General features: G+C 60.3%; 24 protein-coding genes. 9 read left to right on the top strand and 15 right to left on the bottom strand.

Annotated features, from left to right (window positions below; all coding sequences use genetic code 11):
• Positions 1–57 precede the first annotated feature (57 nt).
• A complete protein-coding gene (locus tag JSY17_RS08060) occupies positions 58–255 on the bottom strand; it encodes a heavy-metal-associated domain-containing protein (RefSeq protein WP_206401457.1) in 198 nt (65 codons plus the stop codon).
• Between the two features lie 146 nt (positions 256–401).
• Here JSY17_RS08060 and JSY17_RS08055 point away from each other — a divergent pair, with 146 nt between their 5' ends.
• The 3 genes from JSY17_RS08055 (at position 402) to cueR (ending at position 3448) form a co-directional block, all read left to right on the top strand.
• A complete protein-coding gene (locus tag JSY17_RS08055; RefSeq protein ID WP_117166881.1) occupies positions 402–782 on the top strand; it encodes a hypothetical protein in 381 nt (126 codons plus the stop codon).
• Between the two features lie 69 nt (positions 783–851).
• Complete coding sequence (locus tag JSY17_RS08050) at positions 852–3050, top strand: heavy metal translocating P-type ATPase (protein ID WP_206401458.1); 2199 nt, start codon at positions 852–854, stop codon at positions 3048–3050.
• Positions 3047–3448 (top strand): Cu(I)-responsive transcriptional regulator, encoded by a 402-nt coding sequence (gene cueR / locus JSY17_RS08045; protein WP_117181536.1) that lies wholly within the window; start codon positions 3047–3049, stop codon positions 3446–3448. Before JSY17_RS08050 ends, cueR begins: the two co-directional genes overlap by 4 nt.
• 106 nt (positions 3449–3554) lie before the next feature.
• Here the strand turns inward: cueR and JSY17_RS08040 are convergent, their stop codons facing one another.
• Together JSY17_RS08040 and JSY17_RS08035 are read right to left on the bottom strand one after the other, a co-directional pair.
• The gene (locus tag JSY17_RS08040) at positions 3555–4451 is read right to left on the bottom strand and encodes a PA4780 family RIO1-like protein kinase (protein WP_117181538.1); all 897 of its coding nucleotides are present in this window, start codon (positions 4449–4451) and stop codon (positions 3555–3557) included.
• 234 nt (positions 4452–4685) lie between these two features.
• The gene (locus tag JSY17_RS08035) at positions 4686–5489 is read right to left on the bottom strand and encodes an AraC family transcriptional regulator (protein ID WP_117186639.1); all 804 of its coding nucleotides are present in this window, start codon (positions 5487–5489) and stop codon (positions 4686–4688) included.
• Between the two features lie 86 nt (positions 5490–5575).
• Here JSY17_RS08035 and JSY17_RS08030 point away from each other — a divergent pair, with 86 nt between their 5' ends.
• A complete protein-coding gene (locus JSY17_RS08030) occupies positions 5576–6604 on the top strand; it encodes a bile acid:sodium symporter family protein (RefSeq protein WP_201015180.1) in 1029 nt (342 codons plus the stop codon).
• 70 nt (positions 6605–6674) lie between these two features.
• Here the strand turns inward: JSY17_RS08030 and trpE are convergent, their stop codons facing one another.
• The 9 genes from trpE to JSY17_RS07985 all read right to left on the bottom strand — a co-directional run bounded on the left by trpE (position 6675) and on the right by JSY17_RS07985 (position 17191).
• The gene (gene trpE, locus JSY17_RS08025; RefSeq protein ID WP_206401463.1) at positions 6675–8156 is read right to left on the bottom strand and encodes an anthranilate synthase component I; all 1482 of its coding nucleotides are present in this window, start codon (positions 8154–8156) and stop codon (positions 6675–6677) included.
• A gap of 71 nt (positions 8157–8227) precedes the next feature.
• Positions 8228–9046 carry a phosphoglycolate phosphatase gene (locus JSY17_RS08020; RefSeq protein ID WP_117181546.1) on the bottom strand — a complete coding sequence of 273 codons (819 nt, stop codon included), beginning with the start codon at positions 9044–9046 and terminating at the stop codon, positions 8228–8230.
• Positions 9043–9717: a ribulose-phosphate 3-epimerase gene (rpe, locus tag JSY17_RS08015; protein ID WP_117166873.1), complete on the bottom strand. Its 675-nt coding sequence runs from the start codon at positions 9715–9717 to the stop codon at positions 9043–9045. Before rpe ends, JSY17_RS08020 begins: the two co-directional genes overlap by 4 nt.
• 164 nt (positions 9718–9881) lie before the next feature.
• Positions 9882–10706, bottom strand: coding sequence for an ABC transporter permease (locus JSY17_RS08010; protein WP_117166872.1), 825 nt, complete (start codon positions 10704–10706; stop codon positions 9882–9884).
• A 10-nt stretch (positions 10707–10716) separates the two neighbouring features.
• Positions 10717–11964, bottom strand: coding sequence for an ABC transporter permease (locus tag JSY17_RS08005; RefSeq protein ID WP_117166871.1), 1248 nt, complete (start codon positions 11962–11964; stop codon positions 10717–10719).
• A gap of 79 nt (positions 11965–12043) precedes the next feature.
• The gene (locus JSY17_RS08000; protein ID WP_117166870.1) at positions 12044–13075 is read right to left on the bottom strand and encodes a polyamine ABC transporter substrate-binding protein; all 1032 of its coding nucleotides are present in this window, start codon (positions 13073–13075) and stop codon (positions 12044–12046) included.
• Between the two features lie 81 nt (positions 13076–13156).
• A complete protein-coding gene (locus tag JSY17_RS07995; protein WP_117186643.1) occupies positions 13157–14281 on the bottom strand; it encodes an ABC transporter ATP-binding protein in 1125 nt (374 codons plus the stop codon).
• A 271-nt stretch (positions 14282–14552) separates the two neighbouring features.
• Positions 14553–15182 (bottom strand): response regulator, encoded by a 630-nt coding sequence (locus JSY17_RS07990; protein WP_117166868.1) that lies wholly within the window; start codon positions 15180–15182, stop codon positions 14553–14555.
• The gene (locus tag JSY17_RS07985; RefSeq protein ID WP_206401466.1) at positions 15179–17191 is read right to left on the bottom strand and encodes a sensor histidine kinase; all 2013 of its coding nucleotides are present in this window, start codon (positions 17189–17191) and stop codon (positions 15179–15181) included. Before JSY17_RS07985 ends, JSY17_RS07990 begins: the two co-directional genes overlap by 4 nt.
• A gap of 106 nt (positions 17192–17297) precedes the next feature.
• On the opposite strand from JSY17_RS07985, the gene JSY17_RS07980 reads away from it, so the two are divergent.
• Positions 17298–18257: an alpha/beta hydrolase family protein gene (locus JSY17_RS07980; protein WP_206401467.1), complete on the top strand. Its 960-nt coding sequence runs from the start codon at positions 17298–17300 to the stop codon at positions 18255–18257.
• 106 nt (positions 18258–18363) lie between these two features.
• Here JSY17_RS07980 and JSY17_RS07975 read toward each other — a convergent pair whose 3' ends face one another.
• From JSY17_RS07975 to JSY17_RS07965, 3 genes are read right to left on the bottom strand one after another with little or no spacing between them, the layout of a single operon-like run.
• A complete protein-coding gene (locus JSY17_RS07975; protein WP_117166865.1) occupies positions 18364–19131 on the bottom strand; it encodes a TerB family tellurite resistance protein in 768 nt (255 codons plus the stop codon).
• Positions 19132–19803: an N-acetylmuramate alpha-1-phosphate uridylyltransferase MurU gene (gene murU, locus JSY17_RS07970; protein WP_206401468.1), complete on the bottom strand. Its 672-nt coding sequence runs from the start codon at positions 19801–19803 to the stop codon at positions 19132–19134. It abuts the gene before it with no gap.
• A gap of 46 nt (positions 19804–19849) precedes the next feature.
• Positions 19850–20863, bottom strand: coding sequence for an aminoglycoside phosphotransferase family protein (locus JSY17_RS07965; protein WP_122371496.1), 1014 nt, complete (start codon positions 20861–20863; stop codon positions 19850–19852).
• Positions 20864–20992: 129 nt separating this feature from the next.
• On the opposite strand from JSY17_RS07965, the gene JSY17_RS07960 reads away from it, so the two are divergent.
• Genes JSY17_RS07960 through rsmA form a run of 4 tightly spaced genes read left to right on the top strand, consistent with a single transcriptional unit; the run spans position 20993 to position 26856 of the window.
• Positions 20993–23764: an LPS-assembly protein LptD gene (locus tag JSY17_RS07960; RefSeq protein WP_117166862.1), complete on the top strand. Its 2772-nt coding sequence runs from the start codon at positions 20993–20995 to the stop codon at positions 23762–23764.
• Positions 23745–25067, top strand: a complete 1323-nt coding sequence (locus JSY17_RS07955; protein ID WP_162881795.1) for a peptidylprolyl isomerase — start codon at positions 23745–23747, stop codon at positions 25065–25067. Before JSY17_RS07960 ends, JSY17_RS07955 begins: the two co-directional genes overlap by 20 nt.
• Positions 25064–26053 (top strand): 4-hydroxythreonine-4-phosphate dehydrogenase PdxA, encoded by a 990-nt coding sequence (pdxA, locus tag JSY17_RS07950; protein WP_201015195.1) that lies wholly within the window; start codon positions 25064–25066, stop codon positions 26051–26053. Before JSY17_RS07955 ends, pdxA begins: the two co-directional genes overlap by 4 nt.
• Entirely contained in the window at positions 26050–26856 is an 807-nt protein-coding gene (gene rsmA / locus JSY17_RS07945) for a 16S rRNA (adenine(1518)-N(6)/adenine(1519)-N(6))-dimethyltransferase RsmA (protein ID WP_117186649.1), read from the top strand. Before pdxA ends, rsmA begins: the two co-directional genes overlap by 4 nt.
• Positions 26857–26889: the final 33 nt, after the last annotated feature.

Below are 26889 nucleotides of genomic sequence, written 5' to 3'. Positions count from 1 at the left end.
GAAACCGGCCTCGTACGAACAGTCGGAGTCGCGCCGACTGTTCGTAATCCGGGCCTGTCAGACCGGCTGAGCCTGATACCCCTCTTCACCGATCAGTTCGACGAGCCGCTCTGTGGATAACGAACTCTGCACACGCACTTGCGAACTGGCCAGGTCGACCTGCACCTCTGCCGCCGGGTCATCGTTCTTGATGACCTGGGTCACTGCACGGACACAATGCCCGCACGTCATGCCTTGTACCTTGAATAACTGCATGCCGATGCTCCTTGAGTGATGGATGCCAGGCATCTTCAACCTTGTCATCGTGGCAAGGTCAAGTTTCTGTTTTTCCTGCCGGGCTGGTATTAGTTGCAGGCCTGAGCCAAGCTTCGTCATCGACGTCTACAGCAGGAGTATCAGCCATGCGCTGGTCAGTATTGAGCCTCTTCGGCATTCTCGGTCTTCTGGCAGCTTCGCCCGGCGCACAGGCCGCTCAGGATTACGGCATTCTGATCATTTCCCGAGAGCGTCTGGAAGTCGCGACCTCCTGCGAAATCGGCATCTACATTCAGGATCAACTGGCCGGACGCCTGTTCCAGGAAGATTCCGTATCGTTCAACCTGCCGCCGGGCGACGTTTCGGTGCGCCTGCGCAGGCTGCCTGGCAACGTGGTTGGCTGCGCTCCCGGAATGGAGGCCCAGAGCAGCACAAAAATCAAACTGCGCGCCGGGGATATTCTCAAGTACCGCATCGCCGCCGACCTGAACGGCATGTACCTGAAGAAAGCCGACCTCAACTATTGATTCGCGCTTGACCTTGCCCATGTGGCAAGGTTGACCCTTGCAGGCATCAAGCCTTCAGGGAGTGAAAAGATGCAAGAACCCACCACCTTCGACCTGCCGATCACCGGCATGACCTGCGCAAGCTGCGCAGGTCGGGTCGAGCGTGCCCTGGCCAAAGTCCCCGGGGTCACCAGCGTCACGGTCAATCTGGCCAGTGAACGCGCCCATGTACAAACCGATAACGGAACCGACCCGCAGACGTTGATCGCCGCCGTCAGCCAGGCAGGCTATGGCGCGACCCTGCTGCAGAACGAGCAGGCCGATGCCGCAGGCAGGATCCGTCATCTGAACCGCGAACGCTGGGCCTTGATACTGGCGCTGGTCCTGGCACTGCCACTGGTTGCGCCCATGTTGCTGAGCCCTTTTGGCGTGCACTGGATGTTGCCCGCCTGGATTCAGGTCGCACTGGCTACCCCTGTGCAATTCATTCTCGGCGCACGCTTTTATATCGCCGCCTGGAAAGCCGTGCGGGCGGGCGCTGGCAATATGGACCTGCTGGTTGCCATCGGCACCAGTGCCGGATACGGCCTGAGCCTCTACCAATGGATCACCGCCACACCCGGCAAGATGCCGCATCTGTATTTCGAGGCCTCGGCCGTGGTCATCGCCCTGGTGCTGCTGGGCAAATATCTGGAAAGCCGCGCCAAGCGCCAGACTGCCAGCGCCATCCGCGCCCTGGAAGCCTTGCGCCCGGAGCGCGCCCTGCAAGTGATCGATGGCGAGGAACACGATGTCGCCATCAGCGCCTTGCGACTCGATGATCTGGTGCTGGTCAAACCCGGTGAACGCTTCCCGGTGGACGGTCAGGTCATGGAAGGTCGCAGTCATGCCGATGAAGCCCTGATCAGCGGCGAGAGCCTGCCGGTGGTCAAACAGCCCGGCGACAACGTCACCGGCGGTGCCATCAACGGCGAAGGCCGGTTACTGATCAGAACCACGGCCCTGGGCACCCAGACCGTGCTGGCGCGCATTATCAAGCTGGTCGAGGATGCTCAGGCGGGAAAGGCACCGATCCAGAGACTGGTGGATAAGGTCAGCCAGGTATTCGTGCCTGCGGTGCTGGTCATCGCGCTTTTTACCCTGACAGGCTGGATGCTGGCCGGGGCATCGCTGGAAGTCGCCCTGATCAATGCCGTCGCGGTGCTGGTCATCGCCTGCCCTTGCGCCCTTGGCCTGGCCACACCCGCCGCGATCATGGCCGGAACGGGTGTGGCTGCGCGCTACGGCATTCTGATCAAGGACGCCGAAGCACTGGAGCGCGCCCATGAAGTGAATGCCGTGGTGTTCGACAAGACCGGCACCCTGACCTGCGGCACACCACGGATCACCAACATGATTGCCGTGGAAGGCAACGAAGAACAATTGCTGGAACGGGCAGGAGCCCTGCAACGCGGCAGCGAACATCCGCTGGCCAAGGCGGTGCTGGATGTGTGTCGCGAGTGGCAACTGAAACTGGACAGCACCGAACACAGCCAGGCCCTCACCGGGCGCGGCATCGCCGGTGACGTCGAAGGGCATCAACTGGCACTGGGCAACCGGCGTCTGCTGGAAGAAAACAACTTGCAGATGGGCGAACTGGCCGAGTCCGCCAGAACCTGGGAAGCCGAAGGCAGAACCCTGTCCTGGCTGATCGAGCTGGGGCCTCAACCGGTGGTGCTGGGCATGTTCGCGTTTGGCGACACCCTCAAGCCCGGCGCGGAACAGGCCATGCAGCAACTGAGCGCACGGGGCATCGGTTGCCACTTGCTGACTGGCGACAATCCCGGCAGCGCCAGAGCGGTCGCCGAGGCGCTGGGTATCCGCAATGTGCACGCCGAAGTGCTGCCCGACGAAAAAGCCTCGATCGTGGAAGTTCTGAAAAGGGATCATGTGGTGGCGATGGTCGGTGACGGCATCAACGATGCCCCTGCCTTGGCGGCAGCCGATATTGGCATCGCCATGGGTGGCGGTACCGATGTGGCGATGCATGCCGCCGGCATCACCCTGATGCGCGGCGATCCGCGCCTGGTGCCCGCGGCACTGGAAATCAGCCGCAAGACCTACGCCAAGATCCGCCAGAATCTGTTCTGGGCCTTTGTCTATAACCTGATCGGTATTCCGCTGGCAGCCCTGGGCTATCTCAACCCGGTACTGGCAGGCGCCGCCATGGCCTTGTCCAGCGTCAGCGTGGTGAGCAACGCCCTGCTGTTGAAGACCTGGAAACCGGATGACGTGGGAGACGCACAATGAACATCGGCCAGGCGGCCAGCAAAAGCGGTCTGAGTGCCAAGATGATTCGCTATTACGAGTCCATCGGCCTGTTGCAGGCAGCCACCCGCAGCGACAGTGGCTACCGGCTGTACAGCGCAGAGGACCTGCACACTCTGGCCTTCATCAAGCGCTCGCGGGATCTGGGGTTTTCGCTGGAGGAAGTCGGCAGGCTGCTGACCCTCTGGCAGGATCGTCAGCGTGCCAGTGCCGATGTGAAGGCGCTGGCCCACAAGCATATCGTCGAGCTGAATCAGAAGATCGAGGAACTGGCGAGCCTGCGCGATACCCTGCAGGAACTGGTGGAACACTGCCACGGCGACGACCGCCCCGATTGCCCGATCCTCAAGGATCTGGCTTCGGGCGGCTGCTGTGGCTGAAAAACAATCCGTGGGAGGCAGCTTGCTGGCGACAGATAGTGAAGCCAGTATCTATTCAACATGCTGTCAGTGATCCGTCGCCAGCAAGCTGCTTCCCACTTGTGTATTACTGCATCCAGGGCGGTGGCGGTTCTTCGTTGGGTTTGCCCGGTGGCGCATCGTCGGCGGCACGGGCAGCCTGACGACGGGCTTCATCCAGACGCGCCGCTTCGATCTCGCGCAGCACACCCCTGACGTCAGCTGCCTGCTCCGAGTCCTTGAACTGGCCTGTCAGCACCGTGGACGGTGACAACGTGCCGGCCTCGTAATGCGACCACATTTCCTTGGCATATCGGGTGGCCTTGAGCTCCGGCGCAAAGCGTCCGAAGTAGGAAGCCATGTTGCCCACATCCCGCTCCAGCATGCTGAAGGCGTGGTTGTTGCCAGCCGCATCCACCGCCTGAGGCAAGTCGATGATCACCGGCCCGCTCGGCCCCAGCAGCACGTTGAACTCGGACAGGTCACCGTGCACCAGACCGGCACACAGCATCAGCACGATCTGCTCGATCAGGAAGGCGTGGTATTCACGTGCCTGATCCGGCTCCAGGACCACATCGTTCAGACGCGGTGCCGCATCGCCGTACTCGTCGGCCACCAGCTCCATGAGCAGCACGCCTTCCAGAAAATCGAAAGGCTTGGGGACCCTGACACCGGCACTGGCCAGGCGGAACAAGGCCGCCACCTCGGCGTTCTGCCATGCGTCTTCTGCTTCTTTACGACCGAACTTGGAACCCTTGGCCATGGCCCGGGCCTGCCGGCTGTTGCGTACCTTGCGGCCTTCCTGATACTCGGCCGCCTGACGGAAACTGCGTTTGTTCGCCTCCTTGTAAACCTTGGCACACCGCAGCTCCTTGCCACAGCGCACCACATAAACAGCTGCCTCTTTCCCGCTCATGAGCGGGCGCAGCACCTCGTCGACCAGACCGTCTTCGATCAGGGGTTCAATGCGTTTAGGAGTTTTCATCAGCTTTTATTGTGGGTCCTTTGTTGCCAGATACGCGATTGTTGCCGTTATACGGCAATCCTCCGCCAGCGAGTAGGGGTAATGGCTGTCGGGATTGAATAGTTTTCGTGGAAAACGGCCTCAACTCCTTGATTCAAGCACCTTTCGTGCCGCATAAGAGATGAAAGATATTACGAACTCAAAAACTCTTGCTGTAGGAAAAGGCAGCAATCAGGCGTTGTTTCATGCCGAAATCTACTTGAACAGTTCCCCAGGCGTGTAGCCGAACAGCCCTTTGAAAGCCGCAATAAAAGCTGAAGTGGAATCATAGCCACAGGCCAGGGCCGTGTTGGTCACGCTGTCGCCGTCTTCCAGTGCGCTGAGCGACGACAATAGCCTCGCCCGCTGACGCCAGCCTCGAAAGCTCAGGCCGGTTTCGCGCTGAAACAGGCGCATCAGGGTCTTCTCCGAAGTGCCGAGGCGTGCGGCCCAGTCATGCAGCGTGATCAATCGGGCAGGGTTTTCGATCAGCTCATTGCACAGGCCCAGTAGCCGCGGGTGCCGAGGCAACGGCAGGGAAAACCCCACTTCCGGCAGTTGCGCCAACTGGTCCAGCAGCACCTGGACCAGCCGCGCCTCAGGGCTGTCATCCTCCGGGTAAGTCACAGGCAGCAGGCAGAACGTCTTGATCAGTTCCCGGGCCAGAGGCGTCACTTCCAGCACCCGGCAACGCTGCGGTGCCCAACCGGAATCCTGGGTTCGTACATACAGGCTGCGCATCTCGGCCTGCATGGAAGTCACCACCTGATGCTCAAGCCCGGCAGGAATCCACACGCCCCACTGCGGCGGCGCGAAGAAGCTGCCCTCTGCGGTATGCACGCCCAACACGCCACTGATTGCATAGGAAAACTGCACCCAGTCATGACGATGGGGCGGCGTCCATGACCCGGCAATCAGGCTTTCGGCACGGGCATACAGCGGACGCGGCAAATCCTGCAGGACCGGTATCTGCCGCTCGCCGGTAGAAGGATGAGAAGTGATTTGTCCGTTAGTCGGCATCTAATGGCCTTATGTCGCAAGACGGCTACAAGGCAACAGAGTAGCCTGCGGACATTCACTTTGACAAAGAATGCGCGAGCCATCCCATGCAAGCACTCAAACACCTCAAGCGCGTCGTGACCGACTGGTTCCTCTGTGGAATGGTCCTGGCGACGGTTCTGGCCTACTTCTTCCCGCACTTCGGCGCCACGGGCGGTGGCATGCATGCCGAATACGTCATCAATGTCGGCGTATTCGTGGTGTTCTTCCTGCATGGCGTCAACCTGTCCAGCGAGCAGATCAGGAACGGCCTCAGGAACTGGCGCCTGCACATCATGATCCAGGCCTTCACCTTTGTGGTGTTCCCGGTTCTCTGGCTGATCGGCAACAAGCTGCTGAGCGCGTATGTGCCTGCCCTGTTGATGCTGGGCTTCCTCTACCTGTGCGCCCTGCCCTCCACCATTTCGTCGTCGGTCGCACTGACCGGCAGCGCCAAAGGCAACGTACCGGCGGCAATTCTCAACGCCAGCCTGTCCAGCGTGCTGGGGATTTTCATCACGCCCTGGCTGGTCAGCCTGGTAGTGGGCACCGGCTCTGGCGGTATCGATCTGGGTTCGACGCTGCTGGATCTGTGCGGCATGTTGCTGCTGCCTCTGATCATCGGCCAGTTACTGCGTCCGCTGGTGGGCAAGTTCTTTGCCCGGCACAAGAAGTACACCAACCTGATCGACAAGATCGTGATTCTGTTGCTGGTGTATGCCGCGTTCTGCAACTCGATGATTTCGGGCATGTGGCAGGCCCAGGGCAACAGCGTGATTCTGACCGCCTTTATCGGCACCGCCGTGCTGCTGGCCGTGATTCTGTTCATGACCACACGCACCGCGCGCGCCTTGAAGTTCGATCATGGCGACCGCGTCGCGGCCGTGTTCTGCGCCACCAAGAAATCCCTGGCCGCCGGTGCGCCCATGGCAGCCTTGATCTTCGGTGCCAATCCGGGTCTTGGCCTGATCCTGCTGCCGATCATGATCTACCACCCCATGCAGTTGATCGTCTGCTCGGTCATGGCCGAGAACTACGCCAACCGCCACAACCAGCAACTGTCCGCCGAAGCCCTGGAAGAAGCCCGGGCTGCATGAACAAAAACGCGGTGCCGCCTCAAGGCAGACACCGCGTTTCACTTCAAGCCTGTAGCTTACCGCCTGAAGCTCACCCCCCTGCCGTCTGCTCGGCCAGAGCAACGGCCCGGAACATCGCCCGGCGCTTGTTGATGGTTTCTTCCCACTCCAGCGCCGGCACCGAGTCGGCAACGATACCGCCGCCCGCCTGCACATGCAGTTCGCCGTTCTTGATGACCGCAGTACGAATGGCAATCGCAGTGTCCATATTGCCGTTCCAGGCCATGTAACCCACCGCACCGCCATAGACGCCACGCTTCACGGGCTCCAGCTCGTCGATGATTTCCATGGCGCGGATCTTGGGCGCACCGGACAAGGTGCCAGCCGGCAGGATGGCGCGCAGGGCGTCCATGGCCGTCAGCCCGCTCTTCAGCTGACCGGTGACGTTGGAAACGATGTGCATCACGTTGGAATAACGCTCGATGACCATCTTCTCGGTCAGCTTGACCGAGCCGATTTCCGAGACGCGGCCCGTGTCGTTACGACCAAGATCGATCAGCATCAGGTGCTCGGCGATTTCCTTGTCGTCGGACAGCAGATCCTCTTCCAGAGCGCGGTCGGCCTCTTCGGTCGCTCCACGCGGGCGTGTACCGGCAATCGGGCGGACGGTCACCAGATTGTCCTCGACCCGCACCAGCACTTCCGGCGAACTGCCGACCACATGGAAGTCACCGAAGTTGAAGAAGTACATGTAAGGCGTCGGGTTGAAGCAGCGCAGCGCCCGGTACAGGTCGATAGGCGCGGCCTTGAAGTCGATGGACATGCGTTGCGACGGCACGACCTGCATCACATCCCCGGCCAGGATATATTGCTTGATGGTGTCGACAGCCTTTTCGTAATCGTTCTGGGTGAAGCTGGAGCGGAACACCGGCTCGGCGGCTGGCGGCCTGTCCAGTGCCAGACCACGACGCGGCGTGATCGGCTGACGGAGTTTGTCCATCAGTTCATCGAGACGCGCCCGACCGCTTTCATAAGCATCCTCCTGGGCCGGGTCGATCAATACGATGGCGTGCATCTTGCCCGCCAGGTTATCGAATACCACGACCGCATCGGACACCATCAGCAGGATATCCGGCACACCCAGCGGGTCCGGATTCGGGCAGTTGGCCAGACGTTTTTCCACATAGCGCACACAGTCATAACCGAAGTAGCCCACCAGACCACCATTGAAGCGTGGCAGACCGGCAATGGTCGGAACGTTGTAGCGCGCCTTGAACTCTTCGACGAAGGCCAGCGGGTCTTCGACGTCATGACTTTCGACTTCCACGCCCTCATGGGTCACGCTGACATGATGGCCATGAACACGCATCACGGTACTGCAAGGCAGGCCGATGATCGAGTAGCGCCCCCATTTCTCGCCGCCCTGTACCGACTCCAGCAGGTAGGAGTTCGGCTGATCGGCCAGTTTCAGGTAGATCGACAGCGGCGTGTCGAAGTCGGCCAGGGTTTCGTGGGCAAGCGGGATGCGGTTATAGCCGGCAGCAGCCAAACGCAGGAATTCTTCACGGTTCATGAACAGCCTCGTGGTTTGAGGATAAAAACGGTCAGTCAGGCAAACGTGCCGCACAGGCGGCCGGGATCAAGTCAGGCGCGCCAACGCCAACGGGCCAGGGCCTTGATGACTTTCATCCAGAGTTTGCGAGTGACCACCACGATGGATTCTCTGAGGGAGGGGCGTTGAATATCGGGCAACAGTATCTCAGCGTCCTGATCCAGGCAACCGGGAATCAGCTTGCGCAGATCATCGATCACCAGCGCCGGGGATTCCTCAGCGATGGGCCTGCCATGGTTGTAGCCATAGGTCAGGCCGACACAGGCCACGCCAGCCGCCCTGGCCGCCAGCACGTCGGAACGTGAATCGCCGACGAACAGCGACTGGGACGCAGGAATACCGGTCATTTTCATCACAAAGAACAGGGCCGCAGGGTCCGGTTTCTTCTGTGGCATGGTGTCGCCACCAATGATCCAGCGGAAGAAACGCCCAAGCTTCATTTCATCCAGCAGCGGAGCGACGAAGCGCTCCGGCTTGTTGGTGATAAGGGCCATTTCGACCCCCATCTTCTGCAACCACTTCAGGGTTTCACGAACGCCGGGATAGACCACGGTGAATTCGTGTTTTTCGGCATAAGCCTGCATGAAGATTTCCAGCGCCTGCTCGGCCAGGGCGTCGTCGACGCCACTGTGGTCGATGTCATTGGCCAGCGCACGACGCACCAGTACCGGCGCACCATTGCCGATCCATTGCCGGACCGACTCGAGGCCAGCAGGCGGGCGACCGAGTTCGAGCAGCATCTTGTCAACGGCCACGGCCAGATCGGGCCCGGAATCTACCAGGGTCCCGTCGAGATCGAACATGATCAGCCTGGGCAGCTTGCCCGCAAACAGTTGCTCGAAGCCGCTCATGCGCGGGCTGACGCCAGTTCGTTGCGCATTTTCTCGATCACTTCCTTGTAGTCGGGGGCATTGAAGATGGCCGAGCCGGCAACAAAGGTATCCGCGCCTGCAGCCGCGATCTCACGGATGTTTGCGACGTTGACGCCACCATCGATTTCCAGACGGATGTCACGCCCTGAAGCATCGATCAAGGCCCGCGCTTCGCGCAGCTTGTTCAGCGTACCGGGAATGAACTTCTGACCGCCAAAGCCCGGGTTGACGCTCATGAGCAGGATCATGTCGACCTTGTCCATGACGTACTCCAGCAGGTTCAGGGGCGTGGCCGGGTTGAACACCAGACCCGACTTGCAGCCGCCCTCGCGGATCAGTTGCAACGAGCGGTCGATATGCTGGGTCGCTTCAGGATGGAAGGTGATGTAGGTGGCACCGGCTTCAATGAAATCGCCGATGATGCGGTCCACAGGGCTGACCATCAGATGCACGTCGATGGGTGCAGTGACGCCGTATTTGCGCAGCGCGCTGCACACCATCGGACCGATGGTCAGGTTCGGGACATAGTGATTGTCCATGACATCGAAGTGAACGAAGTCGGCGCCAGCGGCCAGTACAGAGTCGACGTCCTCGCCCAGACGGGCGAAGTCGGCGGAAAGGATCGATGGGGCAATAACGAAGGGCTGCATGGCGCACCTGTTTGAGCGGAATCACGGTGGCGCGCATTGTAAGCGAAGGGGGAACAAGAGGAGAAGCTGCAAGCTACAAGCTACAAGCTACAAGCTACAAGCTACAAGCTACAAGCTACAAGCTTTTGACTTGAGGCTTACAGCTTGAAGCTTGCCGCTCTCCCCTATTCCGCCTTAGTCCTCAATTTCTCGCTGCGCCCGCGCAACCATTCCAGCACCAGCAGCAAGGCTACCGAGAAGGCGATCAGCAAGGTCGCGGCGGCGGCGATGGTCGGGCTGAGGTTTTCGCGGATGCCGCTGAACATCTGGCGCGGCAGGGTCGCTTGTTCGGGGCCGGCGAGGAAGAGAGTGACCACCACTTCATCGAACGAGGTGGCGAAGGCGAACAGCGCACCGGAGATCACGCCCGGCGCGATCAGCGGCAGGGTCACCCGACGGAACGCCGTCAGCGGCGAAGCGCCGAGGTTGGCGGCGGCGCGCACCAGGTTGTAATTGAAGCCCTGCAAGGTGGCCGAAACAGTGATGATCACGAACGGCACGCCCAGCACCGCGTGAACCAGGATCAGCGAGGTGTAGCTGTTGCCCAGTCCCAGCGGTGCAAAGAACAGATAGCTGGCGACACCGACAATCACCATCGGTACGACCATCGGCGAGATCACCAGCGCCATGACCAGCGGCTTGCCGGGGAAGTCGCCACGGGTCAGGCCGATGGCGGCCAGGGTGCCGAAGATCATCGCCAGCAGCGTGGAAGCCGGAGCAACGATCATGCTGTTCTTCAGCGAGCGCATCCACTCGGCGGAGCCGAAGAAGTCCTGATACCACTGCAATGAAAAGCCTTGCAGCGGATAGACCAGAAAGCTGCCCGAGTTGAACGACAGCGGCACGATGACCAGCACCGGCAACACCAGGAACAACAGGATCAGTGCGCAAATAATGCGCAGTGCGTAATACCAGATGCGCTCGATAGGCGACGAATACGAATTCAGCATGATGGCTTCCTCAGCTCAAACGCAGGCGGCTGGCGCCGACCAGCCAGCTATAGATCAGGTACAGCACGACAGTCGCCAACAGCAGCAGGCCGCCCAGTGCCGTCGCCATGCCCCAGTTGATGCTGGTGTTGGTATAGAAAGCCACGAAATAGCTGACCATCTGGTCGTTCGGGCTGCCCAGCAAGGCCGGGGTGATGTAGTAGCCGATCGACAGAATGAAGACCAGCAGGCAACCGGCACCGATCCCGGCATAGGTCTGCGGGAAGTACACGCGCCAGAAACTGGTGAACGGATGGCAGCCCAGGGAAATGGCCGCACGCATGTAGGTCGGGGAAATGTTTTTCATCACGCTGTAGATCGGCAGGATCATGAACGGCAGCATGATATGCACCATCGCGATATAGACACCGATCCGGTTGAAGACCAGTTCGATGGGCTTGTCGATGATGCCCATGGCCATCAGTGCCCCGTTGATCAGGCCACTCGATTGCAACAGCACGATCCAGGCCGCGACCCGCACCAAAATCGAGGTCCAGAACGGCAACAGAACCAGAATCATCAGCAGGTTGCTCTGGCGCGCCGGGAGGCTGGCCAGCAGGTAGGCCAGCGGATAGGCCAGCACCAGGCAGATGGAGGTAATGACCAGCCCCATCCAGAACGTGCGGGTGAAGATATCCAGGTAAATGGCCTGGTCCGGGGTTGCTACAGCCACTTCGCCGACATCGTCGATACGGTGGTCAACGGCCGCCAGCAGGTAATAAGGGGTAAGGCTGCTGGTATTGCGACGAATCGCCTGCCAATAGGCGGGATCGCCCCAACGTTCGTCCAGCGCTTCCAGTGCATCTTTGTAAGAGGCAGGCTCGGTCTTGAAGGGCAGCGCGCGAGCGGTCTTGCTCAGCAGGCTGCGATAACCGGCCAGTTCCATGTTCAGACGCTTGGACAACTCGCCCAGGGTCGAATTCTTGCGGGTTTCAGCCAGGTCCAGGCTCAGTGCCTTGTAGGCCGACTCGGGCGGAAGCCCTTTGCCGTCCCATTTATCGACTTCAATCACGGTGCTCGGCAGTGCGGCAACGACTTCCGGGTTGCTGACGCTCTTGTAGAGCAGCGCAGCGATGGGCACCAGAAAGACCAGCAGCAGAAAGATGACCAACGGAGCGATCAGGGCCTGTGCTTTCCAGCGGTTGACCCGCTCGGCACGAGCCAGGCGTTGCTTCAGGTTGGGGCTGGCGCCTTCAGTCAGGGGCACGGCGGTGGCCATATCGAACTCCGAAATCTACGAACGAGGGGAGCGTTTCCTGAACCGGAAACGCTCCTGGATCTAACTCAGGTTGACGCGATTACTTGGCTGCCCAAGCGGTGAAACGCTGCTCCAGCGACTCGCCGTTGTCAGTCCAGAACGTCACGTCCATCTGCACCTGATCCTTGATGTTTTCAGGAGTGGTCGGCATGTTCTGCAGGGTTTCCTTGTCCAGCAGCGCAACCGCCTGGGTGTTGGCCGGGCCGTAGGCAATGTTCTGCGAATAGGTCTTCTGCTGCTCCGGGCTCAGCACGTAAGCGATGAACTTCTTCGCCGCTTCGACGTTTTTCGAGCCCTTTGGAATGGCCCATGCGTCGAAGTCATACACGCCGCCGGTCCAGACCACTTTCAGGTTGCTCTCTTTCTGCACGGCAGCGATACGACCGTTGTAGGCCGAGCTCATGACCACGTCGCCGGAAGCGAGGTACTGAGGCGGCTGAGCGCCTGCTTCCCACCATTGAATGTTTGGCTTGAGCTCATCGAGCTTCTTGAAGGCACGGTCCTGACCGTCCTTGCTGGCCAGTACCTTGTAGACGTCCTTCGGCGCGACACCGTCAGCCATCAGAGCGAATTCCAGGGTGTACTTGGCGCCCTTGCGCAGGCCACGCTTGCCCGGGAATTTCTTGGTGTCCCAGAAATCAACCCAACTGGTCGGAGCCGTGCTGACCTTGTCGGCGTTGTAAGCCAACACGGTGGACCACACGAAGAAGCCCGCGCCGCAAGTGGTCAGCGCGCCCGGTACGTAGTTCTCGGCCTTGCCGAACAGCGCAGGGTCCAGCTCTTCGAACATGTCTTCGTCACAACCGCGAGACAGTTCCGGCGACTCGACCTCTACCAGATCCCAGGAAACGCTCTTGGTGTCGACCATGGTCTTGATCTTGGCCATTTCACCGTTGTACTCGCCCGCGATGATCTTGCCGTTGCCTGCTTTCTCCCAAGGCGCATAGAAAGCCTTTTCCTGGGCGGCCTTGTTGGCGCCACCGAAGGAAATGACGGTCAGATCGGCGGCCATGGCTTGCGACGCGCACATCATGCCCAACGTGATAGCGGTGAACTTCAATGATTTCAGCATTTATTCTTATCTCCACGAGCAGTGTTGGTAAGCGATTGGGATGGGCGATCGTTCGCCTCTGTTGTTGCTTTTATCGATAGATCAATGCACTTGCTGCAAGGGATCGAGCGCGCGAGCGTGCTCGACTTGCCACCCAAGGGGCACGACATCGCCAACGCTCAAGGCCGCATCCAGTTCGGCGATAGGCTGCTTGACGAAAAAGTCGGTCTTGCCTGCCACTTCCAGGCGCACACGAACGTGGTCGCCCAGATAGATGAACTCGGCAACACGGCCCGAGAAACGGTTTACACAACTTTCGCTACGGCCATTGAGGCTGATGCGTTCCGGACGGATCGACAAGGTGACCGGCTCGCCGGTCTGGCCGACATTGATTGCCAGCGCCTCGACCTTCTCTCCCCGCTCCAGCTCGACGACACAACGGTCGCCGTTCTGGCTGAGCAGGCGCCCGTTGAGACGATTGTTCTCGCCAATGAAGTTGGCGACGAAGGTGTTGCTGGGTTCTTCATAAAGCGTGCGGGGCGGTGCGATCTGCTGGATTTCGCCCTGATGGAATACCGCAACCCGATCGGACATGGTCAGGGCTTCGCCCTGGTCGTGGGTCACATAGACCACCGTCACGCCCAGACGCTGATGCAGATGCTTGATTTCCATCTGCATGTGTTCGCGCAACTGCTTGTCGAGAGCGCCGAGAGGCTCGTCCATCAGCACCAGTTGCGGCTCGAAAACCAGCGCACGGGCCAGGGCCACACGCTGCTGCTGACCACCGGACAACTGCGCCGGATAACGATGCGCGAAGGTATCCAGCTGGACCATGCCCAGTGCGCGTTTGACCTTCTCGGCGATATCGGTCTTGCTCATGCCGCGCACCGACAGCGGGAACGCCAGGTTCTCGGCAACCGTCATGTGCGGAAACAATGCGTAGTTCTGGAACACCATGCCGATGTCGCGCTTGTGCGGCGGCACGTTGTTGATGGCACGGCCGCCCAGCAGGATTTCGCCCGCGGTCGGCGTCTCGAAACCGGCCAGCATCATCAGACTGGTGGTCTTGCCGGAACCCGACGGTCCGAGCAGGGTGAGGAATTCGCCTTTGCGAATATCCAGGTTCAGGTCTTTGACGATGAGTGCTTCGCCGTCGTAGCTCTTCTGCACACCACGAAAGCTGACCAGAACATCATTTGCCCCAGCGCTTGAATCGACGTCGCTCATTACCCACACCTTTGTTTTGTCTGCGTGTTTCAAGACTAGAACAGCCCATATGACACGCAAATCGGGGGCAAGGAGAGATTAGCCTAAGCAGGCTGGAAGCTCCTTTGTAGGGATTGCCCTACAAGGATGGCGGGATTGGATAAGTGAGGATTCGGCATTTTTTACAGGTTTGTAGCCGTGGGACCGAATTCATTCGGGAAAGCGCCCTGTCTGATACTACAGTGCAACCTCCTTTCACGAATGAATTCGCTTGTACGTTGTCGTTTTTGGATCAGAGCAGCTTGTGCTCCATAGCATATTTCACCAGGTCCGCCAGTGAGTGCAGGTTCATCTTCTGCATCAGGCGTGCCTTGTGAGTACTGATGGTCTTGCTGCTCAGGGCCAGTTGCTGAGCGATGTCATTGACGTTGGCGCCCTGAGCCAGGCGCTCGAAGACCGAAAACTCGCGCTCCGACAACAGCGAATGCAGCGGGCGACTGTCGGTCAGACCGACCTCGAAAACCATGCGATCCGCCAGGTCCGGATCGATATAACGCCCACCGGCCGCAACCCGACGAATGGCTGTCAGCAGCAAGGCCGGATCGCTGTCCTTGGTGGCATAACCTGCTGCCCCGATCTTCAGGGCGCGGGCAGCCATTTGCGCTTCGTCGTGCATCGACAGCACCAGAATCACCGGCGGGTTATTCAACGCCCGGATCCTGGGGATCGCTTCGAGCCCGTTGACGCCCGGCATGGAAATATCCAGCAGCACCACTTCGCAGGGCACGTTGCGCAGGGTTTCGAGCAACTGTTCGCCATTGCTGGCCTCGCCCACGACGAGCAGGTCCTTCGCCAGGCCGATAAGCTGCTTTATGCCCTCACGCACGATGGTGTGGTCTTCAGCGACCAGTACACGAATCAATGTTCTCGCTCCTGCCCAACGGGGTCCAACGGAATGTATGCGCGCAAGGTTGTGCCTTCTCCGACCTCGCTGTCCAGTTCCAGTCTGCCGCCGAGCATCAGGACACGCTCGCGCATGCCCACCAGACCGAACGAAACAGGCCCCTGAGACTGCATCACAAAACCCTGCCCGTCATCGGCAATGCTCATGCACATCACATCGTCTTCCAGCGTCAGACTGACTTCGACCGTATGCGCCTGAGCGTGGCGCATGACGTTGGTCAGCGCCTCCTGAAGAATGCGAAACATACCGGTGGCCCGGGCATCACTGAGCGTCGGCAGATTGTCCGGCACCTGCACCAGACAAGGGATCTGCGTGCGGGCTTCGAAACGCCGGGCCTGCCATTCGATAGCCGAAGCAATACCGGCATCGAGAATCGGCGGACGCAGGGCCGTGGCGACGTCACGGATCAACTGGAATAGCTGAGCGATCAGACGCTTCATACTGTTCAGTCGCTCGCTCAAGCCAGGGTCGAGATCGGCATAGGCCAGCTCGCACATGGACGTTTCCAGCTTCAGCACCGTCAGCATCTGCCCCAATTCATCGTGAACCTCGCGAGCGATACGGGCCTTTTCCTCTTCGCGGACGCTTTCCAGGTGCGCCGACAACTCGCGCAACTGGTCGTGGACCCGCCGACGCTCAGTGACGTCACTGAGGAATACCACCAGATATTCCGCCTCGCGAAAACGCAGAAAACTCAGGGATACATCGGCAGGCAACACGCTGCCATCGGCGCGGATGCAGTTGGTCTCGAACACCTGCGGGCTGTCTTCCATCGAACGGGCGTTCTTCCACAGGTTCAGCCAGCGATCCATGTGCAGACCGGGCTCGAAATCGATCAGCGGGCGGTCCACCACCCCGCCCGGCCCATAACCGAGCATCGATTCTGCCGCATGGTTGGCATAGCGCACCCGGCTGTCCCAGTTGACCCAGAGAATGCCCACCGTGCTCTGATCGATGGAAAACTGCGCCAGCCGCAGACCTTCCTCGCCTTCGACACGCCGGGCAATGTCTTCCCGCGCATCGAACAGTTCCTGCTCCAGGGCCTGCTGCTGGCGGCGTTGCCAGAGCACAATCGCAAGACAGGCCAGCAGCATCACCAGCAACAGCAGGCAGAGGTTCTGCCACAGCCCGGGCGACTCACTGAACCGCGAAGATTTGAGCGGCATCCAGCGCGTATGCAGTTGATCCAGCTCCTTGGCCGGAATCACATGCAAGCCTTCGCTGACGATAGCGGCCAGTTGCGGCAGGTCCCGACGTGTCGCCACCCGCAGCAGTTGCGGCAGGCCGATGTCGCCCACCACGGCCAGCCCGGCGAACTCCGGCTCGCGGAACAGGCGGCTGAGCTGCGCTTCGTCCACCACGGCATAGCGCGCCTGCTGACTCAGCAACAATTGCAGGGCCTGACGCTCCAGAGGTACGCCTTGCAGATTCAGGTGGGGGTAATTGCTGCGCAGGTAATCGGCAGTCGGGCTCGGCATGCGCACGACCACTCGCGAACGCTCGTCGACCTTTTCCATATCCACCCCGGAGCTGCCATCGCGCTCTCCGATCACCAGTTGCGAAACCCGCAGATAAGGATCGGAAAACATCCAGGTGCGCAGCCCGGACGGGGTTTGCATCAACCCGGGTGCCAGGTCCACCTGCCCCGCCGCAACGGCCTTTTCCAGCGCAGCCTGATCGGGAAAGTTGCGCCACAGCAACTCCACCTGCAACGCCGCTGCCAGCGCGTTCATCAAATCGACGTTGGCGCCGGAGAGTTGCTGCAGACGCTGATCGAACTGGGCATAAGGCGCGTGCATTACCAGACCGACACGCAACGGGCCATGCTGATCCAGCCAGGTGCGCTGCTCCTGACTCAACAATGCGTGCACGGCAGGTTCTGATTCATCAGCCCGTGCATTCGCCACCTGGGCCATCAAGAGCAAAGCCAGGCAGCCGATAAAACCGATGCGCAGAAGACCCGTCATGTCATTCTCGTGTGTTTTCGTTTGGTGGCCATGCACCGTCCCGGGACCTGACAAATACCGATCAACGCATTAGGCTGCCAGAATAGTTTCTGGCCTGGAATATTCGATGCCCCATACCTTTCGCGCAACGCTTCCTGCATTGCTCCTGTCGCTGATAGTACCTTGTGCGCTGCCGGTGGTGGCTGCCGATCCTGCACCGGCCAAGGATGCCGCCTCCGCCGAAGCCCCCGTGGAACGCGCGTCGCTGCTGACCCGGGCACAGGAAGATGCCATCGCCCTCGAACGTCAACTGCCGCCTCAGGATCTGCAGCAACTGCAGGCCGGTGACGAGAGCTTCCTGGCACTCTGGAAACCGGCCAACAGCGCCGAACCGAAAGGCGCGGTGATTCTGCTGCCGGGTGCAGGCGAGTCGGCGGACTGGCCGGATATCGTCGGCCCGCTGCGTCGCAAGTTTCCGGATACCGGCTGGGCCACGCTGAGCATCACCCTGCCCGACGTGCAGGACGAAGCCCTCATGCCACGCGAGCCGGATGCACCTGCCACGGAAGAAAAATCCAAGGATGCGCCCAAAGATGATGCCGCCAAGGCCGCCGATACCCAGGCGCAGGCCGGTGACGAGGTCGCAAAAGCCGCAGAGGCCGAGGAGCGCGCCAAGGCAGACGCCGAACACATCTTTGCCCGCATCGAAAGCGCGATCGCTTTCGCCCAGCAGAACAAGGCACGCAGTATCGTGCTGGTCGGCCATAGCAGCGGTGCCTATTGGGCAGCACGCTTCCTGAACGAACGGCAATCTCCGCTGGTGCAAAAATTCGCAATGGTTGCGGCCCGGGAGCCGGTCAATGCCAAGCCTTCACTGCTGGAACTGGTGCCGACACTGAAAATGAAGACCGCAGATTTCATCTACAGGAATCAGTCTCCTCAGGCAGCCAGCTCCCGCCTGCAAGCCAGCAAGCGAGCCAAGGGCGCAGGCTTTACTCAGGTTGCGCTGGTCAACATTGTGGGTAATGAAGACGCCGAACAGGAACAGATCTTTCGTCGCATCCGGGGCTGGGTAGAGGCTGAGTGAAGGCATCTGTCACTGGTGGGAGGGGCCTTGGCCGCGACAGCCAGCTTTTCAGGCGCTGGAAATGTGTTTCCTGTAAGCAAGTCGTCGCGGCCAAGGCCCCTCCTACTTAACGAAACCCGCGACGCGCCTTGATCACCCTGTAGGCGCTGTGCAGCTCGCTGGTCTTTTCGGTGGCAACACGCACTTGCAACGTATTGGCACCGCCACCTGCGATCTTGTCCGGATGATGTCGGCTGAGCAGACGACGGTAGGCACGCTTGATGCTCGCCGGGTCGGTATCGGCCTGCACACCCAGCAGTGACAACGCCCCGCTGTATTCGTCAGAGCTGCTGACCGGCGGCCTCTTCATCGGGTCATGCTCGGCAGCCAGTGCCTCGACTTTCAGCTCCGACCAGCCCAGCCACATTCCCCAGGCCCCGATCAGTTCACGCTCGATGCGGGTCACCTTGCCGTCGGCCCAGGCCATGCGCCAGCAAGCCCGCAGCAGGCCCTCGGCCATATCCGACTGACCGCGCAGACGGCGCAGATAACCGCGCAATCCATCAGCACCGTCCTTGCCACGATTGAAAGCGGCAATGGCAAGACGCTGTGCAGCCTCATCCATGTTCAAGCGACGCATTTCCGCCCGCGCCTGATGAATATGGCTGGCCATGACCCGCCCGCCACTTTTGGCCAGACGTCCCAGCAGCACGAACAGCAGATCCTCGTCACGTACCGCCGAACGTCCACCCAGGCGCTCACGCACATGCGCCCAGGTGTGCAGTTGCAACCGGCGATCAAGCGCCTGCCCCAGCAAGGCACCGAGCATCGCGCCCGGAATATCGGCAATGGCATATCCGGCTCCGGCGCCGAGCAGTGTGCCTGGCCACAGCATCTAGCGGTTCCCCGCCAGCAATCGCTCGACTTCGCCAAGACGCTCATGAGTACCGACGTCAATCCAGGTACCCCGGAAGTGCTCCCCCGTCACCAGCCCGCGAGCCATTGCCTGACGCAGCAACGGAGCCAGCTTGAACGCACCGGCTTCGCAGCCCTCGAACAGACGGGGATGCAAGACAGCAATGCCGCTGTAGGTCAGGCGCGGTGCGTCTTCGGAAGGATCCTGCAACAAACCGTCGACCAGGGCGAAATCGCCTGTCGGATGGTGCGCGGGGTTATCGATCATCAGCAGATGGGCAAGCCCGGCCAGGGGCTTGCGCAGTTCGGCAAAGCTGTAATCGGTCCAGATATCGCCATTGACCACAACAAAAGGCTTATCCCCCAGCAGTGGCAATGCACGAAAGATACCGCCACCGGTTTCCAGTGGCTCGCCTTCGGGGGAGTAGCGAATGTTCACGCCCCAGCGCTGACCATCCTCAAGATAGTCTTCGATCTGCTGCCCCAGCCAGGCATGGTTGATGACCAGGTCGTGAAACCCGGCCTCCTGCAATGCCTTGAGGTGGTATTCGATCAAGGGAACGCCACCGGCACGCACCAGAGGTTTTGGTGTGTGCAAGGTCAATGGTCGCATCCGCTCGCCTTTACCGGCGGCGAGAATCATCGCTTTCATGCAGGCCTCTTCAACACAATCGATCCTTCCTCAAAATAATCCTGCCTCACGTCGCCGGGCGCAGGCTGGTCAGCAGTTGCCCCAGTTCTGCCAGTTCGGGACGTCGCGACACCACAGCCTCTATATACGAGAAGAAGCGCGGTACATCGCCCAGATAGCGCGGTTTGCCATCACGGTGACAGATACGCGCGAAAATCCCGATGACCTTCAAGTGTCGCTGAACACCCATCAGATCACTGGCCCGCGAAAACGCGGCGAAGTCTTCATGAACGGCAATACCCAAGGCCCGCGCCTTGTTCCAGTACGTGTTCAGCCAACCGGCAACGCGCTCTTCAGGCCAGCTCAGGAACGCATCCTTGAACAGGCAGGTAATGTCATAAGTGACCGGCCCGTAGACCGCATCCTGGAAATCCAGCACGCCCGGATTGGGCTCACTGATCATCAGGTTGCGCGGCATATAGTCGCGATGCACCAGCACTTTGGGCTGCGCCAGGGCGCTCTCGATCAACAGGTCGCTGACATGCTGCCAACTGGCCAGTTGCGCGGAGTCCATTTCGATACCCAGGTGCCGCTTTACATACCACTCGGGGAAAAGCTCCAGCTCACGACGCAACAAGGCTACGTCATAGCTGGGCAATGGCGCATCCATCGGCAGTTGCTGATAGGTCAGCAACGCTTCGATGGCATCGGCAAACAACGCATCGGCGTTGTCCGCATCGATGACATCCAGATAAGTCTGACGCCCCAGATCACTGAGCAGCAAAAAACCCTGCGTCAGGTCTTCGGCATGAATTTTCGGAACATTAATACCCGAGCTGGCCAATAAATGAGCGATATCCACGAAGGGTTTGCAGTTTTCCTGCGGTGGAGGCGCATCCATGACAATAAAAGTTTTATCACCGCCTTCCCAGCGGAAGTAGCGACGAAAACTTGCGTCACTACTGGCCGCAGTCAACGTGGCCGGGGGTACGGCGCCCCATTGCTGTCTGGCAAAGAGCGCTGGCAACTGCTCATCGAGCCAAACTTTCAGGGATTGAAGGCGTATATCTTGGTCTGACATTACAAGGGTCTCCGACGGCGCTAGCCGTCAAGCGGGTCATGCTTTATTATCCGGGATCTTTTTCAGCCCATCGAGAGGCGTGCGGCCCCCCCGCGGGCAGATGGCGCGCAGGAAGCCCGGACTAATAAGATGGCATTGAAATCCCCCGCGTTTCGTAAAAAATTTCCGTTGCTCGTAACCGGCAGTCTGCTGGCGATGCAACCCCTGGCCACTCAGTTCGTGGTTGCCGCGGAACAGTATGACTGCTCAGTCTCTGCTTCGGGTGCCTGGAACTGTGCGCCGAAATCGAATACGGCTGCTGCAGCGCTGCCTCCACGTCCCGTGCACAACGCGACAGAGGTCAGCTCCAACGGCACCGTGACTTCCCAAGGCACCACGACTGGCAAGACGGTCGACACGACCAGGCTGGTCAGCGAAGCCAAGGGCAAAGGCCTGGCGTCGCGTAGTGCTGACTACAGCCACCTTGACTGGGTTCCCCGTGAAAAGCTCACTGCTGCGCAATTGGCCGAAACCGGTCCTTATTGCTCGGGTGCCTATGTCGAGCCGATCCGTCCAGGCATGGATGACAAGACGCCCAAGAGCGATGCTCCCCTGTTCGTCGGTGCCAAGGCATCGCGCTACGAGCAGGAACAGCAGATCGCGACCCTGGCTGGCGATGTCGTCCTGCGTCAGGGCAGCATGCAGGCCCAGGCTCAGGAAGCAGCTCTGTATCAGGCCGAGAACCGTGGCGAACTCAACGGCGATGTCCGTTTGCGCGACAACGGTGCCCTGATCGTCGGCGACCGTGCCGAACTGCAACTCGACACCGGCGAAGCCCAGGTCGACAACGCGGAATACGTCCTGCACAAGTCGAACATTCGCGGTAACGCACGCTACGCAAAACGTGCAGAGAACGCGATCATCCGCCTCAAGGACGGTACCTATACCTCCTGCGAACCGGGCAGCAATGCCTGGACGCTCAAGGGCAACAACATCACGCTGAACCCGGCTACCGGTTTCGGCACCGCGACCAACGTCACGCTGCGGGTCAAGGACATACCGGTACTCTACACGCCGTATATCTACTTCCCGATCGACGACCGTCGCCAGTCCGGCTTCCTGCCGCCGACCATTGCAGCCGGTGGCGACAACGGCTTCACCCTGGTCACGCCTTACTACTTCAACCTGGCGCCCAACTACGACGCCACGTTGTATCCACGCTACATGGCCGACCGTGGTCTGTTGATGGAAGGCGAGTTCCGTTATCTCACCAAGAGCAGCGAAGGCCAGTTCGGCGGCGCTTACCTCAATGACGAAGATGACGAGCGCAGACTGCAGTCCGAGTACGAGAAAAAGCGCTGGATGCTCAACTGGCAGCACACCGGTGGTCTTGACTCCCGCTGGCTGACCAAGGTCGACTACACCGACATCAGCGACCCGTACTACTTCCAGGATCTGGACACCGACCAGATCGGCGTGAAGACCCCCGAGTTCCTCAACCAGCAAGGGTCCCTGACCTATCGCGGTGACAGCTACCGGGCAATGCTCAACGTCCATGCCTACAAGCTGGCATCGATCGCCAACATCACCCCGTATGACCGAGTGCCACAGCTCACGCTCAACGGCACGCTGCCATACAACCCGGCCGGCCTGCGTTTCGATTATGAAACCGAAGCCGTGCGTTTCGAGCGCGACCTGCAGACCGGTACCTACTTCGACAAGGACGGCAACCCGGAGGCCCGTCTGGACACCAACGTCGGCGGCCTGGCCCGCGCCAACGGCGATCGTCTGAACCTGGCACCGTCGGTCAGCCTGCCGATGAACTGGACCTATGGTTTCCTGACGCCGAAGCTGAAGTATGTCTATACCCAGTACGACCTGGATCTGGACAGCCGCGGCAGAGCCGCCGTGCCTGACTTCGAAAGCAAGCAGACCCGCAGCCTGCCTATCGTGAGCGTAGACAGCGGCCTGTACTTCGACCGCAATACCCAGTGGTTCGGCAAGGATTATCGCCAGACGCTGGAACCACGCATGTTCTATCTCTACGTGCCGGAAGAGAACCAGGACGACATTCCGGTTTTCGATACCAGTGAAAGCACGTTCAACTACTCGTCCCTGTTCCGCGACAACCGCTTTACCGGTTACGACCGCATCGGTGACGAGAACAAGCTTTCCTTCGGTGTCACCAACCGCTGGATCGAAGAGAACGGCTTCGAGCGTCAGCGCTTCAGCATTGGTCAGGCGGTTTACTTCAAGGACCGCAAGGTTCAACTGCCAGGCATCACCTTTGCCGACCGCGACGATGCCAAGGCCAAGGTTTCGCCTTATGCGCTGGAGCACGAATATCGCTTCAACCGCGACTTCCGTATCAATTCCGACTTCAACTGGGATCCGGACAGCCGCAGCACGCGTTCGGGCAGCACCATGCTGCATTACCAGCCTGAAGATAATCCGGGCAAGATCATCAACGCCGGTTATCGCTATCGCAACGACCAGGTCCGCTACGACGAGAACACCGGTCGCTGGACAGTGGGCGGCGGTGACTATGGCACTCCTGGTCAACCCGGCTACGTGAAGGACTACTACAAGATCCAGCAACACGATTTCTCGGTCATCTGGCCGATCGTGCCGCAATGGAGCCTTATCAGCCGCTGGCAGTATGACTACAACCGCGACCGTACCCTTGAAGCCTTTGGTGGTTTCGAGTACGACAACTGCTGTTGGAAACTGCGTCTGATCAATCGCTACTGGGTCGACTACGACGAATACAGCCAGGCTGCTCCTCAGAACGAGAAAGGCGACCGCGGCGTATTCCTACAAATTGTGTTGAAGGGACTGGGCGGCGTTACCGGCGCCAAAGTAGAGAGCTTCCTCGACAAAGGCATTCAAGGTTATCGTGAACGTGAAGACCAAGCTTTCTGATTGTCTGCGCCCGCTGATGCTGGGCGCATTACTCCTGAGCGGCGCTGTTCATGCAGCGGTTCAACCTCTGGACAGCGTAGTGGCCATCGTCGACAACGACGTGATCATGAAAAGCCAGATGGACCAGCGTGTTCGCGAAGTCCAGCAGACCATAGCCAAGCGCGGAGCCGGCACACCACCGGCCGAAGCGCTGCAGTCGCAGGTACTCGAGCGCCTGATCCTGGAAAACCTTCAGTTGCAGATCGGCGAACGCTCCGGCATTCGCATCACCGATGAAGAGCTGAACCAGGCCATCGAAACCATCGCCCAGCGCAACAACATGAGCGTCCAGCAGTTCCGTGCTGCCTTGGCTCATGACGGCCTGTCCTACAACGATGCCCGCGAGCAGGTTCGTCGCGAGATGATCATCAGCCGTGTGCGCCAGCGTCGTGTGGCCGAGCGTATCCAGGTCTCCGAGCAGGAAGTGAAGAACTTCCTGGCTTCCGATCTGGGCAAGGCTCAGTTGTCCGAAGAGTTCCATCTGGCCAACATCCTGATCGCGACACCGGACAGCGCTTCTTCGGATGCGATCCAGGCGGCGGCCCGTCAGGCTCAGGATATCTACGGCCAACTGCAGAAAGGTGCCGACTTCGCTCAACTGGCCGTTGCACGGTCCGCAAGCGAAAGCGCCCTGGAAGGCGGCGACATGGGCTGGCGCAAGGCCGCTCAGTTGCCACCACCTTTCGGTGACATGCTCAGCTCCATGCGTCCGGGTGAAGTAACGCCTCCGGCACGTACACCGGGCGGCTTCATCATCCTCAAACTGCTGGAAAAACGCGGCGGCGAAGGCCAGACCCAGATGCGCGACGAAGTGCATGTGCGTCACATCCTGATCAAGCCAAGCGAAATCCGCAGCGAAGAAGAGACACGTCGTCTGGCGACCAAGCTTTACGATCGCATCGAAGCGGGCGAGAACTTCAGCGAACTGGCGAAGAGCTTCTCGGAAGATCCGGGCTCGGCGCTCAACGGCGGCGACCTGAACTGGGTTGATCCCAACTCTCTGGTTCCAGAGTTCCGCGCAGCCATGAACGACACGCCGCAAGGCACCCTGTCCAAGCCGTTCAAGACAGCCTACGGCTGGCACATCCTGGAAGTGCTTGGCCGCCGCGCCACGGACGCCACCAGCCAGGCCCGCGACCAGCAAGCCCTGCTCGTCCTGCGTAACCGCAAGTACGACGAAGAGCTGCAAACCTGGCTGCGTCAGATCCGTGACGAAGCCTACGTCGAGATCAAGCTTCCCGGCGCGGCCCAGGCTGCACAGTGAAGCCAAAGCGTTTCGCACTGACACCCGGCGAGCCGGCCGGCATTGGTCCTGACCTTTGCCTGCTGCTCGCCACGCAGCCTCAGCCACACCCCCTGATCGCCATTACCAACCGTGACCTGCTCCTGGAGCGGGCCACGCAACTGGGCGTGGCCGTCAACCTGATTGCCGTCACTCCCGATGCCTTTCCCGAGCAACCGGCCCCTGCTGGCAGCCTGTATGTCTGGGATACCCCGTTGCAGGCCAGGGTGGTCGCCGGGGTACTGGACAAGGCCAACGCGGCCTTCGTGCTGCAGACCCTGACCCGCGCCGCCCAGGGCTGTGTCGACGGTCTGTTCGCCGGGATGATCACCGCCCCGGTCCACAAGGGCGTGATCAACGAAGGCGGCATCGCCTTTTCCGGGCACACCGAATTCCTTGCCGAACTGACTCACACCGAACAGGTCGTGATGATGCTGGCGACGGGCGATCTGCGCGTGGCACTGGTGACCACTCACCTTCCGTTGCGTGACATTGCCGATGCCATCACACCGGAACGCCTGGAACGCGTGACACGCATCCTGCATGCCGATCTGGTCAACAAGTTCGGTATTGCCCGGCCACGCATCCTGGTCTGCGGCCTCAACCCCCATGCCGGCGAAGGCGGCCACCTGGGCCGCGAAGAGATCGACATCATCGAACCAACCCTGGAGCGTCTGCGCAGCGAAGGCATCGACCTGCGAGGCCCGCTGCCTGCCGACACTCTGTTTACCCCCAAATATCTGGAGCACTGCGACGCAGTGCTGGCGATGTATCACGACCAGGGCCTGCCCGTGCTGAAATACAAAGGTTTCGGCGCAGCAGTCAACATCACGCTCGGTCTGCCGATCATCCGCACCTCCGTCGATCATGGCACTGCGCTGGATCTGGCAGGCAGCGGCAAGATCGACACCGGCAGCCTGCAAGTAGCCCTGCAAACCGCCTACCAGATGGCCGAGACTCATTCATGACCGAGCAATACCAACACCGGGCGCGCAAGCGCTTCGGGCAGAACTTCCTGCACGATGCAGGCGTCATCGACAAGATCCTGCGCGCCATTCGCGCCAGGCCTGAAGACCGCCTGCTGGAAATCGGCCCGGGCCAGGGTGCCCTGACCGAAGGCCTGCTCAACAGCGGCGCACGCCTGGACGTGGTCGAACTGGACAAGGACCTGATCCCGATCCTCAACGGCCAGTTCGCAGGCAAGCCGAACTTCAATCTGCATCAGGGCGATGCGCTGAAGTTCGATTTCAACAGCCTGGGTGCTGCGCCCAACAGTCTGCGTGTAGTGGGCAACCTGCCCTATAACATCTCCACGCCGCTGATCTTTCATCTGCTGCAGAACGCCGCGCTGATCCGCGACATGCACTTCATGCTGCAGAAGGAAGTGGTCGAGCGCCTCGCAGCCGGACCGGGCGGCGGAGACTGGGGCCGTCTGTCGATCATGGTTCAGTATCATTGCCGCGTGGAACACCTGTTCAACGTAGGCCCGGGAGCCTTCAACCCGCCTCCGAAAGTGGACTCGGCCATCGTCCGCCTGGTGCCCCATGAAACACTGCCTCATCCAGCCAGGGATCACCGCCTGCTGGAGCGTTTGGTGCGCGAAGCCTTCAACCAGCGCCGCAAGACCCTGCGCAACACTCTCAAGCTGCTGCTGAGTGCCGATGAGATTGCAGCCGCCGGTGTCGATGGCAGCCTGCGTCCCGAACAGCTGGATCTTGCTGCATTCGTCCGTCTGGCGGACAAACTCAGCGAAAAGACAGGGGTGGAATAACCTGAAAGGACAAGTAAACGGCTATGTGCCATT

This window comes from Pseudomonas capsici, from assembly GCF_017165765.1.
GTDB classification, from domain to species: Bacteria; Pseudomonadota; Gammaproteobacteria; order Pseudomonadales; family Pseudomonadaceae; genus Aquipseudomonas; species Aquipseudomonas capsici.
Note: the sequence above shows the minus strand (reverse complement) of the source record. Positions and strands in the feature narration are given on the sequence as shown.

Coding starts and splice junctions, on each gene's coding strand:
- JSY17_RS08005 (WP_117166871.1), bottom strand. CDS start 11,964: ATGGCCACCGCCGTGCCCCTGACTGAAGGCGCCAGCCCCAACCTGAAG.
- JSY17_RS08055 (WP_117166881.1), top strand. CDS start 402: ATGCGCTGGTCAGTATTGAGCCTCTTCGGCATTCTCGGTCTTCTGGCA.
- JSY17_RS07960 (WP_117166862.1), top strand. CDS start 20,993: ATGGCATTGAAATCCCCCGCGTTTCGTAAAAAATTTCCGTTGCTCGTA.
- rsmA (WP_117186649.1), top strand. CDS start 26,050: ATGACCGAGCAATACCAACACCGGGCGCGCAAGCGCTTCGGGCAGAAC.
- JSY17_RS08030 (WP_201015180.1), top strand. CDS start 5,576: ATGCAAGCACTCAAACACCTCAAGCGCGTCGTGACCGACTGGTTCCTC.
- JSY17_RS08050 (WP_206401458.1), top strand. CDS start 852: ATGCAAGAACCCACCACCTTCGACCTGCCGATCACCGGCATGACCTGC.
- rpe (WP_117166873.1), bottom strand. CDS start 9,717: ATGCAGCCCTTCGTTATTGCCCCATCGATCCTTTCCGCCGACTTCGCC.
- cueR (WP_117181536.1), top strand. CDS start 3,047: ATGAACATCGGCCAGGCGGCCAGCAAAAGCGGTCTGAGTGCCAAGATG.
- JSY17_RS08060 (WP_206401457.1), bottom strand. CDS start 255: ATGCAGTTATTCAAGGTACAAGGCATGACGTGCGGGCATTGTGTCCGT.
- JSY17_RS07985 (WP_206401466.1), bottom strand. CDS start 17,191: ATGACGGGTCTTCTGCGCATCGGTTTTATCGGCTGCCTGGCTTTGCTC.
- murU (WP_206401468.1), bottom strand. CDS start 19,803: ATGAAAGCGATGATTCTCGCCGCCGGTAAAGGCGAGCGGATGCGACCA.
- JSY17_RS08020 (WP_117181546.1), bottom strand. CDS start 9,046: ATGAGCGGCTTCGAGCAACTGTTTGCGGGCAAGCTGCCCAGGCTGATC.
- trpE (WP_206401463.1), bottom strand. CDS start 8,156: ATGAACCGTGAAGAATTCCTGCGTTTGGCTGCTGCCGGCTATAACCGC.
- JSY17_RS08040 (WP_117181538.1), bottom strand. CDS start 4,451: ATGAAAACTCCTAAACGCATTGAACCCCTGATCGAAGACGGTCTGGTC.
- JSY17_RS07975 (WP_117166865.1), bottom strand. CDS start 19,131: ATGCTGTGGCCAGGCACACTGCTCGGCGCCGGAGCCGGATATGCCATT.
- JSY17_RS07980 (WP_206401467.1), top strand. CDS start 17,298: ATGCCCCATACCTTTCGCGCAACGCTTCCTGCATTGCTCCTGTCGCTG.
- JSY17_RS07965 (WP_122371496.1), bottom strand. CDS start 20,863: ATGTCAGACCAAGATATACGCCTTCAATCCCTGAAAGTTTGGCTCGAT.
- JSY17_RS08010 (WP_117166872.1), bottom strand. CDS start 10,706: ATGCTGAATTCGTATTCGTCGCCTATCGAGCGCATCTGGTATTACGCA.
- JSY17_RS08035 (WP_117186639.1), bottom strand. CDS start 5,489: ATGCCGACTAACGGACAAATCACTTCTCATCCTTCTACCGGCGAGCGG.
- JSY17_RS08000 (WP_117166870.1), bottom strand. CDS start 13,075: ATGCTGAAATCATTGAAGTTCACCGCTATCACGTTGGGCATGATGTGC.
- JSY17_RS07995 (WP_117186643.1), bottom strand. CDS start 14,281: ATGAGCGACGTCGATTCAAGCGCTGGGGCAAATGATGTTCTGGTCAGC.